General features: G+C 64.6%; 21 protein-coding genes. 11 read left to right on the forward strand and 10 right to left on the reverse strand.

From position 1 onward, the window contains the following. Positions 1-15 precede the first annotated feature (15 nt). Positions 16-825 carry a creatininase family protein gene (locus tag EPB08_RS08355; RefSeq protein ID WP_130618582.1) on the reverse strand — a complete coding sequence of 270 codons (810 nt, stop codon included), beginning with the start codon at positions 823-825 and terminating at the stop codon, positions 16-18. A gap of 198 nt (positions 826-1,023) precedes the next feature. On the opposite strand from EPB08_RS08355, the gene EPB08_RS08360 reads away from it, so the two are divergent. Then, entirely contained in the window at positions 1,024-2,106 is a 1,083-nt protein-coding gene (locus EPB08_RS08360) for a linear amide C-N hydrolase (protein WP_130618583.1), read from the forward strand. A gap of 223 nt (positions 2,107-2,329) precedes the next feature. Here the strand turns inward: EPB08_RS08360 and EPB08_RS08365 are convergent, their stop codons facing one another. The 4 genes from EPB08_RS08365 to thpR form a co-directional block, all read right to left on the reverse strand. After that, positions 2,330-2,542, reverse strand: coding sequence for an oxidoreductase-like domain-containing protein (locus tag EPB08_RS08365; protein ID WP_130618584.1), 213 nt, complete (start codon positions 2,540-2,542; stop codon positions 2,330-2,332). A gap of 4 nt (positions 2,543-2,546) precedes the next feature. Beyond that, positions 2,547-3,314: a class I SAM-dependent methyltransferase gene (locus EPB08_RS08370; RefSeq protein WP_130618585.1), complete on the reverse strand. Its 768-nt coding sequence runs from the start codon at positions 3,312-3,314 to the stop codon at positions 2,547-2,549. Positions 3,315-3,397: 83 nt separating this feature from the next. Next, complete coding sequence (locus EPB08_RS08375; RefSeq protein WP_130618586.1) at positions 3,398-4,795, reverse strand: M20/M25/M40 family metallo-hydrolase; 1,398 nt, start codon at positions 4,793-4,795, stop codon at positions 3,398-3,400. A 113-nt stretch (positions 4,796-4,908) separates the two neighbouring features. Beyond that, the gene (gene thpR / locus EPB08_RS08380) at positions 4,909-5,517 is read right to left on the reverse strand and encodes an RNA 2',3'-cyclic phosphodiesterase (protein WP_130618587.1); all 609 of its coding nucleotides are present in this window, start codon (positions 5,515-5,517) and stop codon (positions 4,909-4,911) included. 171 nt (positions 5,518-5,688) lie between these two features. Between thpR and EPB08_RS08385 the strand changes: the two genes are divergently transcribed. The 3 genes from EPB08_RS08385 (at position 5,689) to EPB08_RS08395 (ending at position 7,221) form a co-directional block, all read left to right on the forward strand. Then, positions 5,689-6,087: an ExbD/TolR family protein gene (locus EPB08_RS08385; protein ID WP_130618588.1), complete on the forward strand. Its 399-nt coding sequence runs from the start codon at positions 5,689-5,691 to the stop codon at positions 6,085-6,087. Positions 6,088-6,286: 199 nt separating this feature from the next. Further along, positions 6,287-6,643 carry a hypothetical protein gene (locus tag EPB08_RS08390; protein WP_130618589.1) on the forward strand — a complete coding sequence of 119 codons (357 nt, stop codon included), beginning with the start codon at positions 6,287-6,289 and terminating at the stop codon, positions 6,641-6,643. A 35-nt stretch (positions 6,644-6,678) separates the two neighbouring features. Continuing rightward, a complete protein-coding gene (locus tag EPB08_RS08395; protein ID WP_130618590.1) occupies positions 6,679-7,221 on the forward strand; it encodes a Spy/CpxP family protein refolding chaperone in 543 nt (180 codons plus the stop codon). A gap of 54 nt (positions 7,222-7,275) precedes the next feature. Here the strand turns inward: EPB08_RS08395 and EPB08_RS08400 are convergent, their stop codons facing one another. Next, entirely contained in the window at positions 7,276-7,932 is a 657-nt protein-coding gene (locus EPB08_RS08400) for a 2'-5' RNA ligase family protein (RefSeq protein WP_165418440.1), read from the reverse strand. A gap of 178 nt (positions 7,933-8,110) precedes the next feature. On the opposite strand from EPB08_RS08400, the gene EPB08_RS08405 reads away from it, so the two are divergent. Further along, positions 8,111-8,575 carry a hypothetical protein gene (locus tag EPB08_RS08405; RefSeq protein WP_130618592.1) on the forward strand — a complete coding sequence of 155 codons (465 nt, stop codon included), beginning with the start codon at positions 8,111-8,113 and terminating at the stop codon, positions 8,573-8,575. Positions 8,576-8,654: 79 nt separating this feature from the next. Further along, complete coding sequence (locus tag EPB08_RS08410; protein ID WP_130618593.1) at positions 8,655-8,954, forward strand: GIY-YIG nuclease family protein; 300 nt, start codon at positions 8,655-8,657, stop codon at positions 8,952-8,954. A gap of 22 nt (positions 8,955-8,976) precedes the next feature. Here EPB08_RS08410 and EPB08_RS08415 read toward each other — a convergent pair whose 3' ends face one another. Both EPB08_RS08415 and EPB08_RS08420 read right to left on the reverse strand, forming a co-directional pair. Then, on the reverse strand, positions 8,977-11,283 hold the full coding sequence (locus tag EPB08_RS08415; RefSeq protein ID WP_130618594.1) for a transferrin receptor-like dimerization domain-containing protein: 2,307 nt from the start codon (positions 11,281-11,283) through the stop codon (positions 8,977-8,979). Positions 11,284-11,497: 214 nt separating this feature from the next. Beyond that, the gene (locus EPB08_RS08420) at positions 11,498-12,943 is read right to left on the reverse strand and encodes an alkaline phosphatase family protein (RefSeq protein WP_130618595.1); all 1,446 of its coding nucleotides are present in this window, start codon (positions 12,941-12,943) and stop codon (positions 11,498-11,500) included. A 216-nt stretch (positions 12,944-13,159) separates the two neighbouring features. On the opposite strand from EPB08_RS08420, the gene EPB08_RS08425 reads away from it, so the two are divergent. Together EPB08_RS08425 and EPB08_RS08430 are read left to right on the forward strand one after the other, a co-directional pair. Further along, the gene (locus tag EPB08_RS08425) at positions 13,160-13,780 is read left to right on the forward strand and encodes a hypothetical protein (RefSeq protein ID WP_130618596.1); all 621 of its coding nucleotides are present in this window, start codon (positions 13,160-13,162) and stop codon (positions 13,778-13,780) included. A gap of 172 nt (positions 13,781-13,952) precedes the next feature. Then, positions 13,953-14,666 carry a DUF899 family protein gene (locus EPB08_RS08430; protein ID WP_130618597.1) on the forward strand — a complete coding sequence of 238 codons (714 nt, stop codon included), beginning with the start codon at positions 13,953-13,955 and terminating at the stop codon, positions 14,664-14,666. A 55-nt stretch (positions 14,667-14,721) separates the two neighbouring features. Here the strand turns inward: EPB08_RS08430 and EPB08_RS08435 are convergent, their stop codons facing one another. Further along, complete coding sequence (locus EPB08_RS08435) at positions 14,722-15,222, reverse strand: VOC family protein (RefSeq protein ID WP_425598244.1); 501 nt, start codon at positions 15,220-15,222, stop codon at positions 14,722-14,724. Positions 15,223-15,312: 90 nt separating this feature from the next. On the opposite strand from EPB08_RS08435, the gene EPB08_RS21045 reads away from it, so the two are divergent. After that, positions 15,313-15,576 (forward strand): hypothetical protein, encoded by a 264-nt coding sequence (locus EPB08_RS21045; RefSeq protein ID WP_165418396.1) that lies wholly within the window; start codon positions 15,313-15,315, stop codon positions 15,574-15,576. A gap of 122 nt (positions 15,577-15,698) precedes the next feature. On the opposite strand, the gene EPB08_RS08445 is transcribed toward EPB08_RS21045, so the two are convergent. Further along, on the reverse strand, positions 15,699-16,907 hold the full coding sequence (locus EPB08_RS08445) for a Dyp-type peroxidase (RefSeq protein WP_229238258.1): 1,209 nt from the start codon (positions 16,905-16,907) through the stop codon (positions 15,699-15,701). A 19-nt stretch (positions 16,908-16,926) separates the two neighbouring features. Here EPB08_RS08445 and EPB08_RS21415 point away from each other — a divergent pair, with 19 nt between their 5' ends. Both EPB08_RS21415 and EPB08_RS08455 read left to right on the forward strand, forming a co-directional pair. Further along, positions 16,927-17,301: a DUF2946 domain-containing protein gene (locus tag EPB08_RS21415; protein ID WP_165418441.1), complete on the forward strand. Its 375-nt coding sequence runs from the start codon at positions 16,927-16,929 to the stop codon at positions 17,299-17,301. A 60-nt stretch (positions 17,302-17,361) separates the two neighbouring features. Then, positions 17,362-18,372: a hypothetical protein gene (locus EPB08_RS08455; RefSeq protein ID WP_229238259.1), complete on the forward strand. Its 1,011-nt coding sequence runs from the start codon at positions 17,362-17,364 to the stop codon at positions 18,370-18,372. Positions 18,373-18,391 lie beyond the last annotated feature (19 nt).

Below are 18,391 nucleotides of genomic sequence, written 5' to 3' on the forward strand. Positions count from 1 at the left end.
CCCTGAGGGGCGGCGTCAGTGCCCTTGAGTATCTTTCTTAAGGGCGTCAACGGTGTGTAACACGATAGCATCGATGCCTAATTGACCGAGATCGGCCGAGGAACGGCGCGGGTCGCCGCCGTACACGCCGTCGGCCTGCCCAAGCCTGGGGCCGTGCTGGAGCTGGTCCAACCGCACCATCTGCGGCGCCACCGCCAGCTGCAGCGAGGTATCGGCGAGGCCGGCATGCGTGCCGATCTCGTCGTCGCGGTAGCCGCGCTGGCGCAGCTGCTGGGCATAACCCTCGGACGAGCTGGCGTAGTACTCCGGCGGCACGATCGCCCTGGCCTTGCCGGCCCATGCCTTGTTGAGCTTGGCGGCCACGCGGTCGAGGTCCTTCTGGTAGCCGCCGTGGTCACCCAGGAACACCACGTTGCGGAAGCCATGCACGGCAAAGCTCTGCGCCGCCGACTCGAGCATCTGCTCGAATACGGCATCCGGCACGGTGATGGTGCCGGGGAAGCGCATGTGCGAACTCGGCGGCGCCACGCCGCCTTCAGGCACGTAGGCCACCACCGGAGCCACCAGGGCGTTGCCAAGACGCTCGGCGATCTTCTTCGAGAGGAAAGCGGCGCGCGCGTTGTGCTTGCCCACGGCGATGCCAGGGCCGCTCTGCTCGGTGCCGCCGATGGGAATGATGATGGTGGTTTTGCCTGCCTGGACCTGGTCGCGGATCTCGGTCCAGGTGAGGTCCTCGAGCAGGACAGTGTGGGGCGCCTGGGCAAACGTGGCACCCGAGGCCAGCAGCAACAGGCCGCCGAGCAGGACGAGCAAACGGGAGTGCATCGGAACATCCGGTCGAACGAGGCCCGCAGTGTAAAGCGCCCTCTGCAGGAGCGCACCCAGTGCGCAACCGCGGCATTCATGCGACGTAGCTAACCGCACCGTTGATGCCACCCTGCCGCGGAAGCAAGTCGCCACGCAACACAGTGCCTTCATCGCCGCCATGCTTTCTTGCTGCCACTTTCCTCGCAGGGGCAACGCATGCGCCGTCATCTCCTGGCCTTCGCCGCAGGACTTGCCACGACGGTCCTCGCCTTTCCCGTCCTCTCCTGCACCCGCACCCTCTATGTCGGCGCCGACAACACGGTGATCACCGGCCGCAACATGGACTGGTCCGAGGACATGGGCTCGAATCTCTGGATCTTCCCCGCGGGCATCAAGCGCGACGGCAATGCGGGGACAAACTCGCCGGCCTGGACGTCGCGCTACGGCAGTGTGATCACCGCCGGCTACGACATCGGCAGCGTCGACGGCATCAACGAGAAAGGCCTGGTAATGAACGCGCTGTACCTGGCCGAAACCGACTACGGCGCGCCTGACCGCAAGCGCCCACACATGGCCATCAGCCTGTGGGGCCAGTACATCCTGGACAACTTCGCCAGCGTGGACGAGACGGTGAAGGCGCTGGCGAAGGAGCCATTCCAGATCATTGCCCCGCCCTTGCCCAACGGCAAGCCGCTCACCATCCATATGTCGATCTCCGATGCGAGCGGCGATTCGGCCATCTTCGAGTACATCAACGGCAAGCTCGTCATCCACCACGGCCACCAGTACAAGGTGATGACCAACTCGCCGATCTACGACAAGCAGCTGGCGCTGTACGAATACTGGGAGAGCATTGGCGGGCTCAAATTCCTGCCCGGCACCAACCGCGCCGCTGATCGCTTCGCACGCGCGTCATTCCTGCTCGACGCCGTACCGAAACAACTCGACACGAATTACATCGCGGGCGTGCCCAACCAGTCGTACGCCTATCAGGCGGTGGCCGAAGTGATGAGTGTGCAGCGCGCCGTGAGCGTGCCACTCGGCATAAGTACGCCCGATCAACCGAATCTCTCATCGACGATCTGGCATACCGTGGCGGACCAGAAGAATCTCGTCTACTACTTCGATTCAGCGACACGGCCCAATACGTTCTGGGTCGACCTGCACAAGCTCGACCTCAAGCCGGGTGCTCCGGTGAAAAAGCTCACGATGGCCAACGGTCAGGTGTATTCGGGGGAAGTGTCAGGGCAGTTCGTGGAGACGCCGTCGTTCAAGTTCATGCCGGCGCCTGCGCCGTAAAACACAGAGGCTCATCACTGTGGGAGCGCACCCTGTGCGCGACGCGGGCAGTGAGCGCTGGCTTGTAGCGAACAAAGGCGAAAACCAAGCGTCGAGGTACATCATCGCGGGACAGTCGCGCACAGGGTGCGCTCCGACAGAGGTTGTTTCACGCCCGCAGTATCGATGCGGCGATCGCGCACTGGGTGCGCTCCTACAGAGGGGAGATGGCTTGCGCGTTGGGTTACTCAGGAGACTCGCCGGGATGGCGTTCCTTCCACGCGGCCAATTCTTCGCGGTAGCGGCCCATCGCCTCGTCGTAGAGGTCGAAGATGCAGGGCACGCAGCCCTGGCCGCAGCAGTCTTCGTCGTCGGGACGTTGCGGGCGCGTGGGAGGCGGATCGTTGGAGGGCGCCGTAGCGCCCTCCTTCGCGTTCGAACGTTGTGGATCAGTCAAAGCTTTAGCCAGGCTTGCGGAAACGGTAGACGAACTGGTCGGTGTGACCACGGATCGACTTGTCGAAGACCTTGATGTTATGCGGATCGGCCGGATTGCGCAGCACATCGCTCTCGCCGTCGAACTTGAAGCCGACCGATTCGACCTGCTTCTTCACGATGGCCGGATCGATGCGATGCAGCGTGTCGGTGTCACGCATGCCCGAGCCCGCTTCGGCCACGTGGTCGATCACCACGAACAGGCCGCCCGGCTTCAGCGAGTCGAACACCTGCTTGTCGAACACGGTCGGATCGACGTTGCCCATGAACTTGTCGGGGTAGTCGTGATAGTTCTGCGAAGTGAACACGACGTCCACCGGCTGCGGCGTCTTGAACTCCTTGGCGGCCACCATCAGCACGCCGACATTGGCGTAGTGCGGATCGGCCACGAGCGCCTTGGACGCCTGCACGTCGGACTTCGCCTCCATGCCGTATTCATTCGGCCACACCGCGAAGACCTTGCCGCTGGGCCCGACGATGCCGCTGAACACGCGCGTGAAGTAACCGCTGCCCGGAATCAGGTCCACCACCGACTGCCCCGGCTTCAACTCGGTGAAGGTCATCAGGTCGGCGAGCCTGCGGCGATCGTCATCGCCGACATCGTTCTTGCGAGCGGGATCGTTGATGGCCGCGGTGACGTAGGCGGGAACATTCGACTTCGCCGGCGGCGCGGCCACCGCGGAGGCGACAGGTAAAGCGAGGGCAACCAGCACGGCTAAAACGGTCGGACGCATGACGAACTCCGTAGTGAGGTGTGGGGGCGCCATTCTGCGCCCCCACGGGACAAACCGCACCAGGAATTTCGGCATACCGTGCGTCACTTCGCGGTGGGCTTGCCCCCGACGGTGGTGAGCAGCACGTGCCAGTAGGCCAGGTCATCGTAGAAACCCTTGACCGGCACGCGCTCGTTGAGGCCGTGCGCGAACTCGTCGCTGTTCTTCATGAACATGCCGTTGACACCATAGGTGGGAATGCCCACGGCGCGGAAATACAGGCCATCGGTCGCTCCCGACTCCTGGATCGGCGTGATCGCCACGCCCGGACGGATCGAATGCACGGCCTTGGTGACGGCCGCCATCACGTCGGGCCGAAGCGGCGAGGCGTCGCTGGCGATGGCCTTGCCGACCAGCTTGACGTCGACCTTCGGCCCCACCTGGTCCTGCAGCGCCTTGCCCACGGTGTCGATGGCCACGCCCGGGAACACGCGGCAGTTGATGGTGGCGGTGGCCGATTGCGGCAAGGCATTGTCCGCATGGCCGCCGCGCAACAAGGTGGCAACGCAGGTCGTACGCGTCTTGCCCACTTCGGACGGCTCGTCGGCCAGTACCGCGGCTGCGGCTTCGTCATGCGGATTCTTGGCAAAGGCCAGCATGGCCTCGCCCACCTTGCCCTGCGTGGTGGCGCCCAGCGCCTTGAACGAGGCGATCGTGGTGTCGTTCCACATCACGGGGAACTGGTAGGCCTCCACCTTCTTCAGCGCGTCGGCCAGTTCGTAGATCGCGTTGTCCTTGCGCGGCAAGGAGCTGTGGCCACCGGGGTTGTGGGTGGTCAGTTCGAAACTGGCATAGGCCTTTTCGGCCGTCTGCACGCCGAAGACCAGCGGCTTGCCCGACTCGCTCAGCTCGCCGCCACCGGCGTCGGTGTTGAGCGCGTATTCCACATCGACCAGGTCGCGATGATTCTTGACCAGGTCTTCCATGGTGTCCTGCGAGGTTTCCTCGTCACCGGTGTAGATGATGACGAGATCGCGCGTGGGCACGAAACCTTCCTTCTTCAGGCGGATGAAGTTCGCCGCCAGCACGGTCACGCCGCTCTTGATGTCCTCGGTGCCGCGTCCGTAGAAGTAACCGTTCTCCTCGATCAGCTTGAACGGATCGCGCTGCCAGTCTTCCGGCTTGGCCGTCACCACGTCCATGTGCGCCATCAGCCCGATCGGCTTGCCGCCGCTACCGTCGCCGCGATAGCGCACCACCATCGCGACCGTCTCGCCGTGAGGAATGATATGGATGTCCGAATCCGGGAAACCTGCCGCGCGGAACTGGTCGGCGAGGTACTTCGCCATCACCGGCACCTGCCCCTGCCCGATTTCGGTCTTGAACGCGATGAGGTGGCTGAAGATGTCGCGCGCCTGGGCCTGGTTCTGGTCCAGCGTGGCGGCAGCGGCCGGCATGGCGGCGGAGAAGGTCAACAGGGAGGCAAGCAAGGGTTTGAACATGGAGCTTCTTACCAGCGTCGGAAGGAGCCGTGAGTATGTCCTTTTACCGATGCCGTGGGGCCATCAGGCCGAAGATTTCCTGCCTCGCGGCACGGCCTGTCAGACGTCCGTACTCACGTGGATGGGAAACGCCACGCGTCCAGCACCTCGTAGTCCCCGCCACCCACCACGCTGTGCAGCAAGCTGAACCCATCCACCCGCCAGGTGATGGGTTCCACTGGCGTGGGCTGCGGCAGCGCACCACGACTGTAGGCAAAGGTGACGTGCGGGGTGAAGCTGCGCGAGAGATGGGCACCCAGGCCGGCGCGGAACATTGCATCGCGCAGGTCCTCCCACAGCGCCTGCAGCGCCGGGGGTATCTGCGTGCAACGCAACACGCACGGCGGTTCGCGTCCGTGAAAACCGGATGCGCTGTCCAGCACCAGGTCGAACGGCGCGGCCTGCACCTTGCCTGCAGCATCGATGGCCGCGCGAGCGATGTCTTCCCGCAGCATGGGGTGATCGCCGAGGAAATGCAGCGTTGCGTGGTAGCGGGCCGGACGGATCATGCGTGCCCGTAGATGTTGCGAAGCGGCGACGCCGGCAGCCGCGGACTCGATGCGTGCGCGCACGCTCGCCTCCGGCATCAGGGCGAAGAACAGGCGGTGGATCTGCGCAGGCACCGCGCCGCCTCCCAGCAGATCGGGCTGTACCACATGGGGTGACGAACGACGGGAATTCATGAGCGACACATCGGGGAAACCCGCACAGGTTACCGCAACGGACCGCCGTTCCCACGCGGCCCGTCGGTACTACCGCCCGTCCGCAAAGTAGTTCTATGCTGGAGCCGCCGAGGCGTCCCCACGCACGGCGCCCTACATCGATGCCACATCACGCCGTCAGGAGGAAGAACCATGGCTTTCTCTGCACGTGTTTCGGCTGTTCCCCTTGCACAGATCAACGTCACTCCACTGGTGGATGTCCTGCTGGTGTTGCTGGTGATCATGATGATCACCTCGCCCGTGCTCACCCATAAGCTGAAGCTCGACCTGCCACAACCAGGAAAGACCCAGACGGAAACACCGCCAACGGTGCACCTGTCCATCCATGCGGATGGTTCGATGTACTGGAACGACGCCCCGGTCAACCCGGCGATGCTGGACGCGCAATTGGCGGTCGCCGCGCATAGCCCGCTACCACCCAGCCTCCTGGTCGACCCTGCAGATGGTGCGTCTTATCAGATCGTTGCTGGCGCCATCGCCAGTGCGAAGCGACAAGGGCTCGAAAGAATCGATTTCATCGCAGCACACTGAAACCTGCGCGCCGCCCCGCCAAAGGGGCGGCCGCGCCTGAGCGAAACATGAAGCGCCCGTACCACGCTCACATTACGCTGACATAAGCAAACGCCCGCCCAAGCGATGAACCGACAGGTCGCATCGTTGGGCGGCCATGCACTTTTGCCGATCTACGCTTCGGTTGCGCCATACCATCGCGCTGCCGGAGGGCATGTCGATGAAAGTCCATCACATCACAAAGCTTCGCCATTGGATCGCACCGCCCTTGCTGGCCGCTGTGTGGCTGACACTGCCGTTGCAAGCGCTGGCACAGGATCACTACCGCCACGATCACGAGCCGCCACCGCCGCATTACGAGCACGACCACCACGGACACGGCGACCGCGACTATCACGAGTACCACCACGATCACGACGACACCGGCGCCATCGTGGCCGGTGCACTGCTCGGCGTTGCCGCAGGCGCAGTCATCGTCAACTCCACGGCGCCACAGCCACCGCCCACCGTGGTGTACACCTCGCCGCCTCCTCCGCCACCGCCAGGTGTCGTCTATTACGAGGATGACGGGCACTAAGCAGCAAACGCGTTTGATCGAAGAAGGAGTTACCCATGAGAACGTCAGTTCGCAGCGTGACATTGCCGGCGTTGATTGCCTTCGCGCTGGCCACCGGTCCGGCCCTGGCGCAGCAGAATCCTCCGACGCCATTGCCGACATCCACGCCGCCGGCGACCCGGGACCACTCGCAAAAGCATGCCGACGCCGTCGAACGCCGTATTGCCGACCTGCATGCACAGCTGAAGATTACCGACCAGCAGTCCAAGCAGTGGGATGACTTTGCGCAGACCATGCGCGACAACGCACGCAAGGCCGACCAGGCCTTCCGCGATCGTGCGCAAAAGCTGTCGACGATGAAGGCACCGGACGCTATGAAGTCGTATGCCGACATCACCGAGACGCACGCGGATAACATGAAGAAGCTGGCCTCGTCCTTCAGCGATCTCTATGACGTGTTGTCGCCCGAGCAGAAGCAGATCGCCGACCAGATGTATCGCAACCCCGGCGGCCACACGGGTGGTCCTGCCAAGACCGACAAGGGCCGCAAGGGACATGCGCCGGCAAGTGCTTCGTCCGCATCGAAGCCCGCCGACTAAGAAAGCCCTACCCATGGACGCGAAGCGCGGCACGCCATCGTGCCGCGCTTCATTTTATGCAGGGACGGTGATGTCGCTCCCGCTCAAGAGCCACCGCCGGTGGACTCGCAACGGGCCCAGCTGGTCGCGCGCGGCGTAAGTGACGTACTGCAGCTCGCTCGCTTCCAGGCTTGCCGGTGGTATCGCAAGTGCAGCGAGTCGCTGCCTGATCGTATGCGCGTCCACCTTCCGGCGATACAGGCCCAGGGTGATATGCGGTACGTACGTCGACTGCCGCACTTCGTCGCTGATGTCTCCCAGCAAGGCTCGCCAGCGGGCGATCCGGCCGTCCCTGTCATCGACGGGTATGAAGGCCGCACTGGCGAAACTGTCGAGCCTCGCCAGCGGCAAGGTCATCCGCCGTCCCGCATGACCGCTCAACTGCAGCAGCTGTCTTCGCAACAGGTTCCGTGAAAAGTCGTCATCGGCTCGCTTGCGTGCCTGATGAAATCCGCAGACGAAGACCGTCATGTGCGGCTGGCGATGCGGCGACGGATGCAGGAGATCCGCCAGGCTTTCCCGCGCATAGGCCACATAGTCGAGCAGCTCGGGCTGGACGACGGGCAGGATCCACACGCCATAGCGCTCGCGTCCCCGATGCCACTCGGGATAGTCGCGCAATTCGGCCACCAGGGTTTCGGCGGGCCCCGTGTCGGGATCGGAAAACAGCATGCGGTCGATCATAACGGGGCAGGCCCTCCCCTGCGCTTCCACCGAAGTCGCGACGCGCCCTCAACCATAGGCGGGCCCGGATAAAAGTCATATCGCCATGGGTCGGGCGACTCATTAGAGTAGCCCCGCCAGGAGACTTCCTGCGCCCCGCAGGAAGCCAGTGCCCATGGAGACGGTCATGCCCAGCACGCGTCATCCCGCCCTCGCCGCCACCCTCTGGGGCGGCCTCATCGCTGGCACCGTGGACATCGGTGCAGCATCGCTGATCAGCGGCTACAGCCCCATCGTCATCCTCAAGTACGTCGCAGGTGGCCTGCTCGGCAAGACCTCGCTCGCCGGAGGTCCCGCCAACGCGGCACTCGGCCTGCTGCTGCAATGGGGCATGTCCATCGTCATCGCGGCGATTTTCGTGCTTGCGCTGCGCAAGCGCGTCACTAGCCCGCGTACATGGACGGCATGGGGTATTGCCTACGGCGCGGCCGTGTTCGCGGTGATGAACTATGTGGTCGTCCCGCTTTCCGCGCTGAACAGCACGCCGCACTTCAGCGTATTCAGCTTCATCGCCAATCTGGCCGCCATGTTGTTGTTTGGCTGGATCATCGGGTTTGTCGCGAGGATCAAGCTGCCTGTCGCCCAGGCATAGCGCGGCGAGCCGGATTGTCGGCGCGGAATCGAGGCGGCACACTGCCGCCTACCGACCGTGCCTCGCAACTCGCATAGCCATGGCTTCAACCGCGCAACCCACCTGGTGGCTCTACCTGATCGAATGCCAGGATGGGTCGTACTACGCCGGCATCACCAACGATCTCGATGCGCGCTATGCCGCCCATGCGTCGGGTCGTGGGGCGCGCTACACGCGCTCACATCCGCCACTGCGCCTGCTTGGTTCGCGCGCCTATGACAATCGCTCGCAGGCATCGCGCGCCGAATGGGAAATCAAGCAGCTTCCGAAGCATCGGAAGCTCGGCTACCTGACGGAAGCTACCAACGAAGAAGCCGCCATCCCGGATGCACCGGAATGACGGCTTCTTCCGTCGCGCTAAATCACGACGACTTTTTCAGCATCGCGGTCAGCTTGTCGAGTTGCTCGCGATAGCCATCGAGCGTCTTTGCGGTAGCGACCGCGTAGCGGTTCGCCTCGTCCCAGCGACGTGCTTCCAGCGCCTCGCGCACGCCCGGCACGGTCTTCACTTCGTAGCCGGTCAACATGCCCGGCGCGTAGATCATGTGCTTGAACCAGGGACGCTCAGGCAAGCCGGAGCTGTCGGTGAGCGACTGTTCCATCCGGCCGATCAGGGCGTTCAGCTCCTGCTGCTGTGACGGTGCGAGCTTCAACCCGGCCGCGACGCGCTCGTTGTAGGCCGTGTCATAGGCCTGCGCGCTTGCCTTGAGTTTCTTCGCTGCCTCGTCCAGCGGCGCGAGCCTGATCTCCGGCACATCCGAATCGCGTGCCGGCGAACCCACCGGCCGCGTCGGATCGGACGCCAGCGCGAACGCCTTGCCGTCCAGCAGCTTGTGCTGCTGCTCGGTGTCCTTGCGGGTGTTGTCGACCAGCTTGTGCAGCTGGTCGACGTAGCGGTCCATGGTGTCGCTGAAATCGCTGAAGCGCAGCGGCAGCACGTTGGCATCGGCCATGCGCAGCATCACGTGACCCGCGACCTTGGACAGCGCCACGCCGTATTCGAACGTAGGATCGCCGAAGCGCACGTAGTGGTCGAAGGAGTCGTACTGCGAGTGGTAGACACCGCCGCTGTCGTCTTCACCGCCGAAGCCCAGGTCGAGCGAGGCAATGCCCAGGTGCTCCAGGAACGCGCTGTAGTCGGAACCCGAGCCCAGCGCCCCGATCGGCACGTCACCGCCCGTGGCTGCCAGCTTCGCCTCTTCCTTCACCTCGGGCTTGGCGTCCTTCCCGCTGGCATCCACCAGCAGGCGCGCCCGCATGCGCTCACGCACGCTCACCTTCGTCTCGGGATCGGTGACGCTCTCGGCGGACTGGTTCACCAGATGCTGCAGCGAATGGCTGCCCTCGGCACGCAGGAAGCCACGGCCATTGGTGTCCGAGTTGAGATAGAGCACGGCTTTCTGCTTGAGCTCGTCGGCGTGCGTCTCCGCCCATTCGGTGGAACCGAGCAGGCCGGGCTCCTCGCCATCCCAGCTCGCATAAACCAGCGTGCGCTGCGGGCGCCAGCCCTGCTTGTAGAGGGCGCCGATGGCCTTCGCCTCGGCCAGCAGCGCCGCATTGCCCGAGAGCGGATCCCATGCACCGAACACCCAGCCATCGTGGTGATTGCCGCGCACGATCCACTGGTCGGGCTCGGTCGAGCCCTTGAGCACCGCGATCACGTCATAGACTGGCTTCTGCCCCCAGTCGGACAGCACCGTGATATGCGCCGGCGCGCTGCTCGGACCCATGTGATAAGTCAGCGCCAGCGAGCCGCGCCAGTTCGAGGGCGCTACCGGGCCCGTCAGCGACTTCAGCAGCGGCGTGGCGTCCGCATAGGAAATCGGCAGCACCGGAATCTTCAGGATGGTCTTGGCGTCCTTGAGCGCGAGGCGCTTGGCGTTCGCCGTCGAACCATAGCCCGGGGTCAGCGGATCGCCGGGATACTGCTGCATGTCGGCCACCGAACCACGCTGCACCCCGTCCTCCGGGCGCCAGCCGCCTTCCGGATAGGTGTCGCCGTGGGCATAGCCGTCGTCATGCGGATCGGAATAGATCAGGCAGCCCACGGCGCCGTGTTCCTGCGCGAGCTTGGGCTTGAGGCCGCGCCAGCCGCCGCCGTAACGGGTGATGACGATCTTGCCGCGGACGTCGATACCGCGGCGCGCCAGTTCCTTGTAGTCGTCCGGCATGCCGTAGTTGACGTACACCAGCGGCGCGGTGACGTCACCGTCGCCACCGTAGACGTTGTAGGGCGGCAAGGCATTTTCGCGAATGCCCGAAGTGGCGTCGCCTGCCACGGCCGGCTCTCTCAGCTTGGCCGTGTACGGCTTCGGTCCCTTCAGCTCCAGCGCCACCTTCTTCGGCGTGGGATACAGCACGTTGAAGGTCTCGATATGGGCATCCCACCCCCATTCCTTGAACTTCGCCAGCATGAATTCGGCGTTGGCCTTGTCGTGCGGCGAACCCACCTGGTTGGGCAGCGAGGACATCTGCTTGAGCCATTCGCGCTGGTCCGCCGGATCGAGCAACGCGTCGAAGCGCTGCTCCAGGCTTTGCTGCGCCGCCGCACCATCCTGGGAGAACCCCAGCATGCCGTTGCCGTGGCTTGAATCGTCCACTGCCAAAGCGCTGCCCATCGTCGCCAACAGGCAGGCCGCCAGCAGCGGCCGGATCGTCAATCGGGTCATGCCCTTCTCTCCCCAGATAGTCATGCCAAGTCCCGGCGCGGCCGGTTGGCCGGCACCCCGTCACGAACGCGGCTCCGTGCCACCGGAGCCATGTCGCCAAAACGCTGTCGCGTCAGTTATAGCAAGCATCAAGACGCCATCGCGTAGGACAGAGGTCACGCTTTGGCAGCCCGGACGCTCGGACGCCGAAGCGCCCCGCAAGAGGCTGCGATGACTAGCCGGCCGGACGGGACGCCTTCCACGCCGCCAGGCGGGCCTGGATGTAGCGGTCGTAATCGGCCTCGGTGTGCAGGCTGGGCATGGTGTGCGCCGTGTCGCCATGCGCATCCGGTACCGGCAACGCAGCCACCAGCTCGGCGTACACCTGCTGCAGATGGGAAGGTCGGCCGGCGGCGGGATTGGTCCCCTGCGAAAGCGGCGGCGAGACGCCCGACAGCGGATCGTCGGTGCGCGGTGCCGCGAGGCTGAGCGCCGCGCTCACGTCGGGGGCCACGGCGTCGCGCGCGGTCAGGTTCGGCACGCCCCAGCGCGCCTCCGCGGTGCGCAGGATCGAGGTGTGATCGAACGGCATCGACGATGCCGGGACGCGCAGCACGGTCCCGGCGGGAATCCATGGCGAGATCAGCAACGTCGGCACACGCGGCCCGAAACGCTTGAAGTCGAAACCGAACTCGCCGGCGCTGGCATCGGGCGGTACCGCATCGGTGGGCGGCGCCACGTGGTCGTAACAGCCACCATGCTCGTCGTAGGTCACGATCAGCAGGGTCTCGTTCCATGCCGGGCTGCTGCGCAGTGCCGTGTAGACGTCATGGATCAACTGCTCGCCCAGGGCCACGTCATAGTTGGGGTGCTGGCTGTTGCCGCTGGAGCCCCAGCTGGGCTCAAGAAAACTGTAGGACGCGAGCGTGCCATTGGCCGCGGCCGCCTGGAAATCCGCGAAAAGACCGAAGTTGGTGTCGGGCTCGCTGACCAGGTCCGGAAAAGTCATGCGGGTGAGCGGATCGCTCGTATAACCGTAGATCATCCATGACACGCCCTGTTTGCCCAGGGCTGCGTAAATGGTCGCAGCGGCGAACGACTTGGTGCTGTCGTCCATATGCCCCAGGGATGTCCCTGCGTGCACGAAGGCCCGATTGGGCAGGGTTTCGGTGGGCACGGAACCGAACCAGTGATCGCACACGGCAAAGCCGCGTGCCAGCGCCGAGAGCACGGGCAGGGTCTGGGGCGTGTGCATGCCCATGATGTCGGCCGCCACGGTGCCCGGCAGGATCGACCACTTCTCCTTGGCCTCCCACACCAGGGTGCTGTCGAAATTGCCCACAAAGCCCTGGTTGGTGGCTATGGGCGGCGTGGGTGCCGTGCTGCTGCCGAACAGCTGGGCATTCGTGGCCGCGTAGCCCTCGCCGGGATCGGCGCCCGGCATGTAGTAGGTGCTGGCGGTGGCGGGCGAAATCGCGAACACCGACACCGGGGCCGCACCGGTGACCGCCGGATTCGACTCCTTGCCCGTCAGCCCTTCGAAGGGCTGTCCTGTCGGCGACACGTTGCCACTATCGGCATAGAGATAGCCGAGCATGTGGTCGAACGAGCGGTTCTCCAGCATGAGCACGACGATATGGTTGATCGCCGCCAGGGCCTGCGGAGCGTTCTTCTTTGGCATGACGTGCTGCCTCTGCGTCACGGGTTGTGGATCCCCCATCGCTTCACGAGCCCGGCGATTCCAACACGCATGAATGTCGCTGGCGTGACCCGCCGCTGACCCGGCGGCCGTCGTTCAGCGAAACGAACCGCCTACTGAAGTTTCCGACCGGCATGCCGATACACCGGACATGCCTCGATCACGGGTGCGCATCGCGCCCCATCGCGCGGGAACGACATGCTGCAATCGCCACCGAACATCGCTTACCTCAAGGCCGCCTGGGCCGCGTTCGCCGGCATCAGTGGCGTGAACGCCGGCCAGAGCTACGAAGCGGCCGGCCTGAGCTTCTCGCGCATCAATCACTCCACGCTGGTGCTCAAGAACCGCGTGCAGGTGTCCACCATGCCCGTGCACTACACCAGGCACGAGCTACGCACGGGCTTCCTGGGCCGCATCGAGAACGAAGTTCGCAAGGCCGCCGCCCAGATGGAAAGCGTGCTGCTGCGTGAACTGAGCATTCCCTACGGGCACGAGCTGGTGATCGAGCTGGAGGAGTGCCTGCGCCAGCTTCGCCGTCGCGGCCACCGCTCGCTCACCATCCAGGTGAAGCCGTCCGACCACGAGGCTCTGGAGACCCGGGCGCAGATCGAGATGCGTGTCTTCCTCGACTCGCCGAGGGCCTGCGTGTTCGCCAACCTCTCCGATGCGTCCGGTACCCGGCAGGTCGATGTGCTCGCCCAGGCCGCCAAGCGCGAGCGCGTACCGCGCGCCGGCACCTATGCCGAGCTGGCGCAGCAGATCACGGAAACCATCAACGCCGCCGTGGCGCCTTACCTCACCGAGCGTCTCGCCGCCTGACGCGACGGCTGCCGCGAGGCCCCGACCCGAACGGCAGCCCCGTCCGGGGCCATGTCGAAATCCCGCTTCCTCGTTCGTCTCCCAAGGGAGACGTCTTCACATCGGCGAGCATGTCGGGTGGAGCAACGTCGCGTGCCTGAACAGCCCCACGCCACTGTCGAGGTCATCTGTCATGAACGATGTTGCCACCCTGGTCCCTGCCGCCGAGCTCGTGCGACGCAACGGCATGCGCTTTCCGCGCGAAAGCGAGGCGTACCGTCGCGCTCGCGACGCGCTGCTCGCCGAAGAAATCGAGCTCCGCCGGCAGATCGAGCGCGTGGCGGTACAGCGCCGCGCCCTGCCGCCCGGCCCCGAAGTGCAGGGCGACTACCGCTTCATGGGCGAGAACGGTCCGGTCGATTTCGCCGGCCTGTTCGGCGACAAGCAGACCCTGATCACCTACAGCTACATGTACGGCCCGCAGCGCGAGCACCCCTGCCCCATGTGCACCTCGCTGCTCAGCGCCTGGGACGGCGAAGCACGCGACATCGGCCAGCGCGTTTCGCTGGCGGTCATCGCGCGTTCGCCGATCGAACGCCTCGTCGCGTTCAAGAAGCAGCGCGGATGGCAGGCGTTGCGCCTGTACACCGACCTCACCGGTGATTTCAGCCGTGACTACAACGCCATCGGCGAAAACGACGGCGACGAGCCCGCCTTCAACGTGTTCACCCGCCGCGACGGCGTCATCCGCCTGTTCTGGGCCGGCGAAATGGGCTTCGCCACGGCGGACCCCGGCCAGGATCCGCGCGGCGCGCCGGACCTGATGCCGTTGTGGACCGTGCTCGACTCCACGCCCGAAGGACGCGGCACGGACTGGTACCCCAAGCTGGACTATCCGAACGGCTGAGACTCGCCCCCGGTTCGATGGCGCAGCGCTGCCTGCGCCATCGAACCCGTTGCCGTCAAGGCATCGGCTTCATGCAGTTGACCATCCATGCCTTGCCGTAGCGGTCGACCAGCATGCCGAACCGCCTGGCCCAGAAGGTTTCCGCGATGGGCATGGTCACCTCCCCGCCCTCCGCAAGCGCATCGAACACGCGCTCGGCCTCGGCTTCGCTGTCGACCGTGATGTTCACGCACCCCTTGGCGCTCTTGTTGCCTGGCGGGCCATCGGCGCCCATCAGGACGCCGCCCGAGCTTTCCAGCGTGTTGTGCATGATGCGCCCATGGGTCTCCTTGGGCATCTCGCCGGCGATCGGCGACTCTCCGTAGGTCGTCCGGTACGCGATGGTTCCCTTGAAGACCTTCGCGTAGAAGTCGAACGCCTCCCTGCACTGCCCGTCAAAGTCGAGATAGGGGATGAACTGCATGGCTGACTCCTCTTGTGTGGTCCGCATCGCCATCGGCGACCCGTGAATACGACGAAGACGCTCGCCTCGAATCGATACGATGGTGGAATGCACCTTGTCACGGGTGCGTCACGGTCAGCCGGCACGCTTGCAGTCGAGCGGAGTGCCGGGCACTCTTTCACGTTTTCACCAAGCGGAAGCGTCATGTCCAAGCAAGAAAACATCCTCCAGATCATCCCCGCGACCGGCTGGGTCGCCGTCTACGACGTGGACGGCGTGGAAACCGCCGAGTCGGTCGTCTGCTTTGCGCTGGTGGAAGGCGACGGCCGTGGCGTGCGCGCGATGCGTGCCGATGGCAAGCGCATTGCCTTCGCCGACGAAGCCGCCAACTTCCTGCGCGTGGAAGAGCTGGCCGACTTCGAGGATGAAGACGAAGAAGAGGAAGAGGACGAGGAAGACGAAGAGTAAGGCTGACGCCGGCTCCTCCCAGCTTCGCATCCCGCAAGGCCGCCACGCTTCAATGCTGGCGGCCTTGTTCGTTGAGGAGTTGCGCTGCTGGCGGCCCGGCTGACCCGGGCCATTCCGGTACGTCAGGCGCCAGCGTCGCCCTTGTGAGCAGGCACGTTCTCGAGGAACGTTGCCGACGGCACGAAGAACAGGCTTCCCGTCACCGCCCGGCTGAAGTCCAGCAGGCGGTCGTAATTGCCCGGAGGGTTGCCGATGAACATGTTCTCGAGCATCCGCTCGATCCTCGACGGCGATCGCGCATAACCGATGAAGTAGGTGCCGAACTCGCCCTTGCCCGCGTTGCCGAACGGCATGTTGTCGCGCAGGATTTCCAGCTCCTCGCCATTCTCTTCGATGGACGTGAGCACGTTGTGCGCATAGCTGGCCTTGGCCGCGTCGTCGATTTCGACATCCGACAGCTTCTTCCTGCCGATGATGTTTTCCTGCTGCTCCACCGGCACCGCGTTCCATGCCTTCATGTCATGGAGATACTTCTGCACGATGACGTAGCTGCCGCCTGCGAACGCGGGGTCTTCGCTGCCGATGATGGTGGCATCCAGGGCGGCCTGATCCACGGGATTCTCGGTGCCATCGACAAAGCCGAGCAAATCGCGCTCGTCGAAATATTTGAAGCCATGCACTTCATCCTCGGCCGCGACGAAGTCGCCAATGCGCGACATGATTTCCGCCGCGACTTCGAAGCACAGATCCATGTGCGTGGCTCGAATATGGAAAAGGATATCCCCGGGCGTGGAAACGGCGTGATGCACGCCCTTGATCTCCCGGAACGGATGCAGCCCGGCAGGTCGGGCACCGCCGAAAAGTCGATCCCACGCATCGGATCCGAAACCCATGACGCACGACAACCGCCGGTCCGGCTTGCGAAAGCCGACCGCGCGAAGGATGCCGGCCAGGTTGTTGCAGAGCGTTCGCACGGCTTCGTCACCTTGAGCGTCGGGCTTCAAGGTCACTACAAGGAAGATCGCGGAGTGCGTGAGTCCATCGGCAACCGGTTGCGTCATAACAGAGGGCACGATGGGCTCCATGTCAGGTGGGTTACGAAACAAATGCGGGGGAGCCCAGATTGCCACAATCACGGACGCGAGAAGGCCAAGTCCGGTGCTGCGCAGGCCGGGCGATCGCCGCTCGCCCGTGCACCGTCCTGGACGGCTCATGCCCTCCCCGCGTCCCGGCAAAACATTGAACCCTGGCACCAGGTGACGCTGTGTCGCAGTGCGGTCACTGAACCGCGCGCTGGACGATAATTGCCACGGCCTCAACAAACCGGCCAAGCGACATACGGGTCTGGGCGTGAATCGTTACCGTACACATCGACGACTGGTTGCATGGCTCGGTCTCTTGGCCATCTGGCTCGCTACCGTGGCCCCGGTCGTTTCCCAGACGCTGCCCCTCCCATCGCACGCGACGATGCCAGGCGCCTGGTGCGGCAGTACTTCGCCCCTTCAAGGTCACTCACCCTCCACGCCACACGACCACACGCTCGAAAAGTGTGCGTACTGCGCGCTGCTGGGTGACAGCCCGGTTCTGGGCGCATCGATCTGGCTTCCGCAGATCACTCTGCAGCTAGAGGCTGAACTTCATCCGTTGCCGCAGGCAGCACCCTGGATACGGCACAACGCGATCGCGGCAGCGCCGCGTGGCCCTCCGGCCGCGACAGGTTCCTGATCGCCCTCAGCGCGGCCGCTCGACCGGCCTGTGCAGCCCTGCCCTATCCCAAGGAAAACCATGTCCATCGTCACCCGCGGCGCAGCAACCCATGCGCGCGCTCCGCTCTACCTGCCCGCCACCAGGCTCGCCATGGCGGCCACCGCTATCGGCCTGCTGATGACGCCCGTGCTTGCGAGCGCCTGCTCCACCTGCGGCTGCTCGCTCAACTCCGACTGGTCCAGCCAGGGTTATGCGGTCACCACGGGCTGGCATCTCGACCTGCGCCAGGACTACTTCAATCAATCGCAGTTGATGAGTGGCACGGATACCGTCAGCCGGTCATCCCTTTCCCTCCCGAACGATGAGGAAGTGCAACAGAAGACCATCAACCGCGTCACCCTGCTCGGTGCCGACTACAACGTCTCGCGGTATTGGGGCGTCTCGTTCCAGCTGCCTTATACCGATCGCTATCACCAGACCATCGCGCCCGGCGACACCGACGTCTCCACGTCCGACGCGCAAGGCATCGGCGACCTTCGAGTGTTGGCGCACTACCAGGGGTTTAGTGACGACGCCGGACTCGGCTTGCAGTTCGGCGTGAAACTTCCCACCGGCCGCTTTACGCAGACCTTCGAATCGGGACCGCAGGCAGGCGAACTGCTGGATCGCGGGCTGCAGTTGGGCACCGGCACGACCGACGCGCTGCTGGGCATCTACAAGTCCGGATACCTGAGCGAATCGATCGGGTACTTCGGACAGGCCATGGCGCAGGTTGCGCTGGATGCCAGGGAACAATTTCGTCCCGGCAATTCCGTCAACCTGAACTTCGGCGTGCGTTACCTCGGCACAGGACGCTTCACACCCCAGATCCAGCTCAATATCCACAGCGAACAGCGGGAGAGCGGCGCACAGGCCGATCGCGCCAACAGCGGCGCCACGCTCGCCTACCTGAGCCCCGGCCTCGGCATGAAAGTCACGAATCGCCTCGCGGCCTTCGCCTTCGTCCAGGTCCCCGTCTACCAGCGCGTCAACGGCCTGCAGCTTGAGCCGCGCAATGTGTGGTCACTGGGCATGCAATACCGGCTGTGATCGCCGCACCGTGCCGCGC

It is taken from the genome of Dyella amyloliquefaciens (genome assembly GCF_004296575.1).
In the GTDB taxonomy this organism is placed as follows: Bacteria; Pseudomonadota; Gammaproteobacteria; order Xanthomonadales; family Rhodanobacteraceae; genus Dyella; species Dyella amyloliquefaciens.

Excerpts from the sequence above, each read along its gene's own strand:
- EPB08_RS08400 (WP_165418440.1), bottom strand. The coding sequence starts at position 7,932 with ATGCTGTTTTCCGATCCCGACACGGGGCCCGCCGAAACCCTGGTGGCC.
- EPB08_RS08425 (WP_130618596.1), top strand. The coding sequence starts at position 13,160 with ATGCTGCAATCGCCACCGAACATCGCTTACCTCAAGGCCGCCTGGGCC.
- EPB08_RS08370 (WP_130618585.1), bottom strand. The coding sequence starts at position 3,314 with ATGCGTCCGACCGTTTTAGCCGTGCTGGTTGCCCTCGCTTTACCTGTC.
- EPB08_RS08385 (WP_130618588.1), top strand. The coding sequence starts at position 5,689 with ATGGCTTTCTCTGCACGTGTTTCGGCTGTTCCCCTTGCACAGATCAAC.
- EPB08_RS08395 (WP_130618590.1), top strand. The coding sequence starts at position 6,679 with ATGAGAACGTCAGTTCGCAGCGTGACATTGCCGGCGTTGATTGCCTTC.
- EPB08_RS08405 (WP_130618592.1), top strand. The coding sequence starts at position 8,111 with ATGCCCAGCACGCGTCATCCCGCCCTCGCCGCCACCCTCTGGGGCGGC.
- thpR (WP_130618587.1), bottom strand. The coding sequence starts at position 5,517 with ATGAATTCCCGTCGTTCGTCACCCCATGTGGTACAGCCCGATCTGCTG.
- EPB08_RS08430 (WP_130618597.1), top strand. The coding sequence starts at position 13,953 with ATGAACGATGTTGCCACCCTGGTCCCTGCCGCCGAGCTCGTGCGACGC.
- EPB08_RS08390 (WP_130618589.1), top strand. The coding sequence starts at position 6,287 with ATGAAAGTCCATCACATCACAAAGCTTCGCCATTGGATCGCACCGCCC.
- EPB08_RS08455 (WP_229238259.1), top strand. The coding sequence starts at position 17,362 with ATGTCCATCGTCACCCGCGGCGCAGCAACCCATGCGCGCGCTCCGCTC.
- EPB08_RS08360 (WP_130618583.1), top strand. The coding sequence starts at position 1,024 with ATGCGCCGTCATCTCCTGGCCTTCGCCGCAGGACTTGCCACGACGGTC.
- EPB08_RS08355 (WP_130618582.1), bottom strand. The coding sequence starts at position 825 with ATGCACTCCCGTTTGCTCGTCCTGCTCGGCGGCCTGTTGCTGCTGGCC.
- EPB08_RS08410 (WP_130618593.1), top strand. The coding sequence starts at position 8,655 with ATGGCTTCAACCGCGCAACCCACCTGGTGGCTCTACCTGATCGAATGC.
- EPB08_RS21045 (WP_165418396.1), top strand. The coding sequence starts at position 15,313 with ATGTCCAAGCAAGAAAACATCCTCCAGATCATCCCCGCGACCGGCTGG.
- EPB08_RS08415 (WP_130618594.1), bottom strand. The coding sequence starts at position 11,283 with ATGACCCGATTGACGATCCGGCCGCTGCTGGCGGCCTGCCTGTTGGCG.
- EPB08_RS08375 (WP_130618586.1), bottom strand. The coding sequence starts at position 4,795 with ATGTTCAAACCCTTGCTTGCCTCCCTGTTGACCTTCTCCGCCGCCATG.
- EPB08_RS08420 (WP_130618595.1), bottom strand. The coding sequence starts at position 12,943 with ATGCCAAAGAAGAACGCTCCGCAGGCCCTGGCGGCGATCAACCATATC.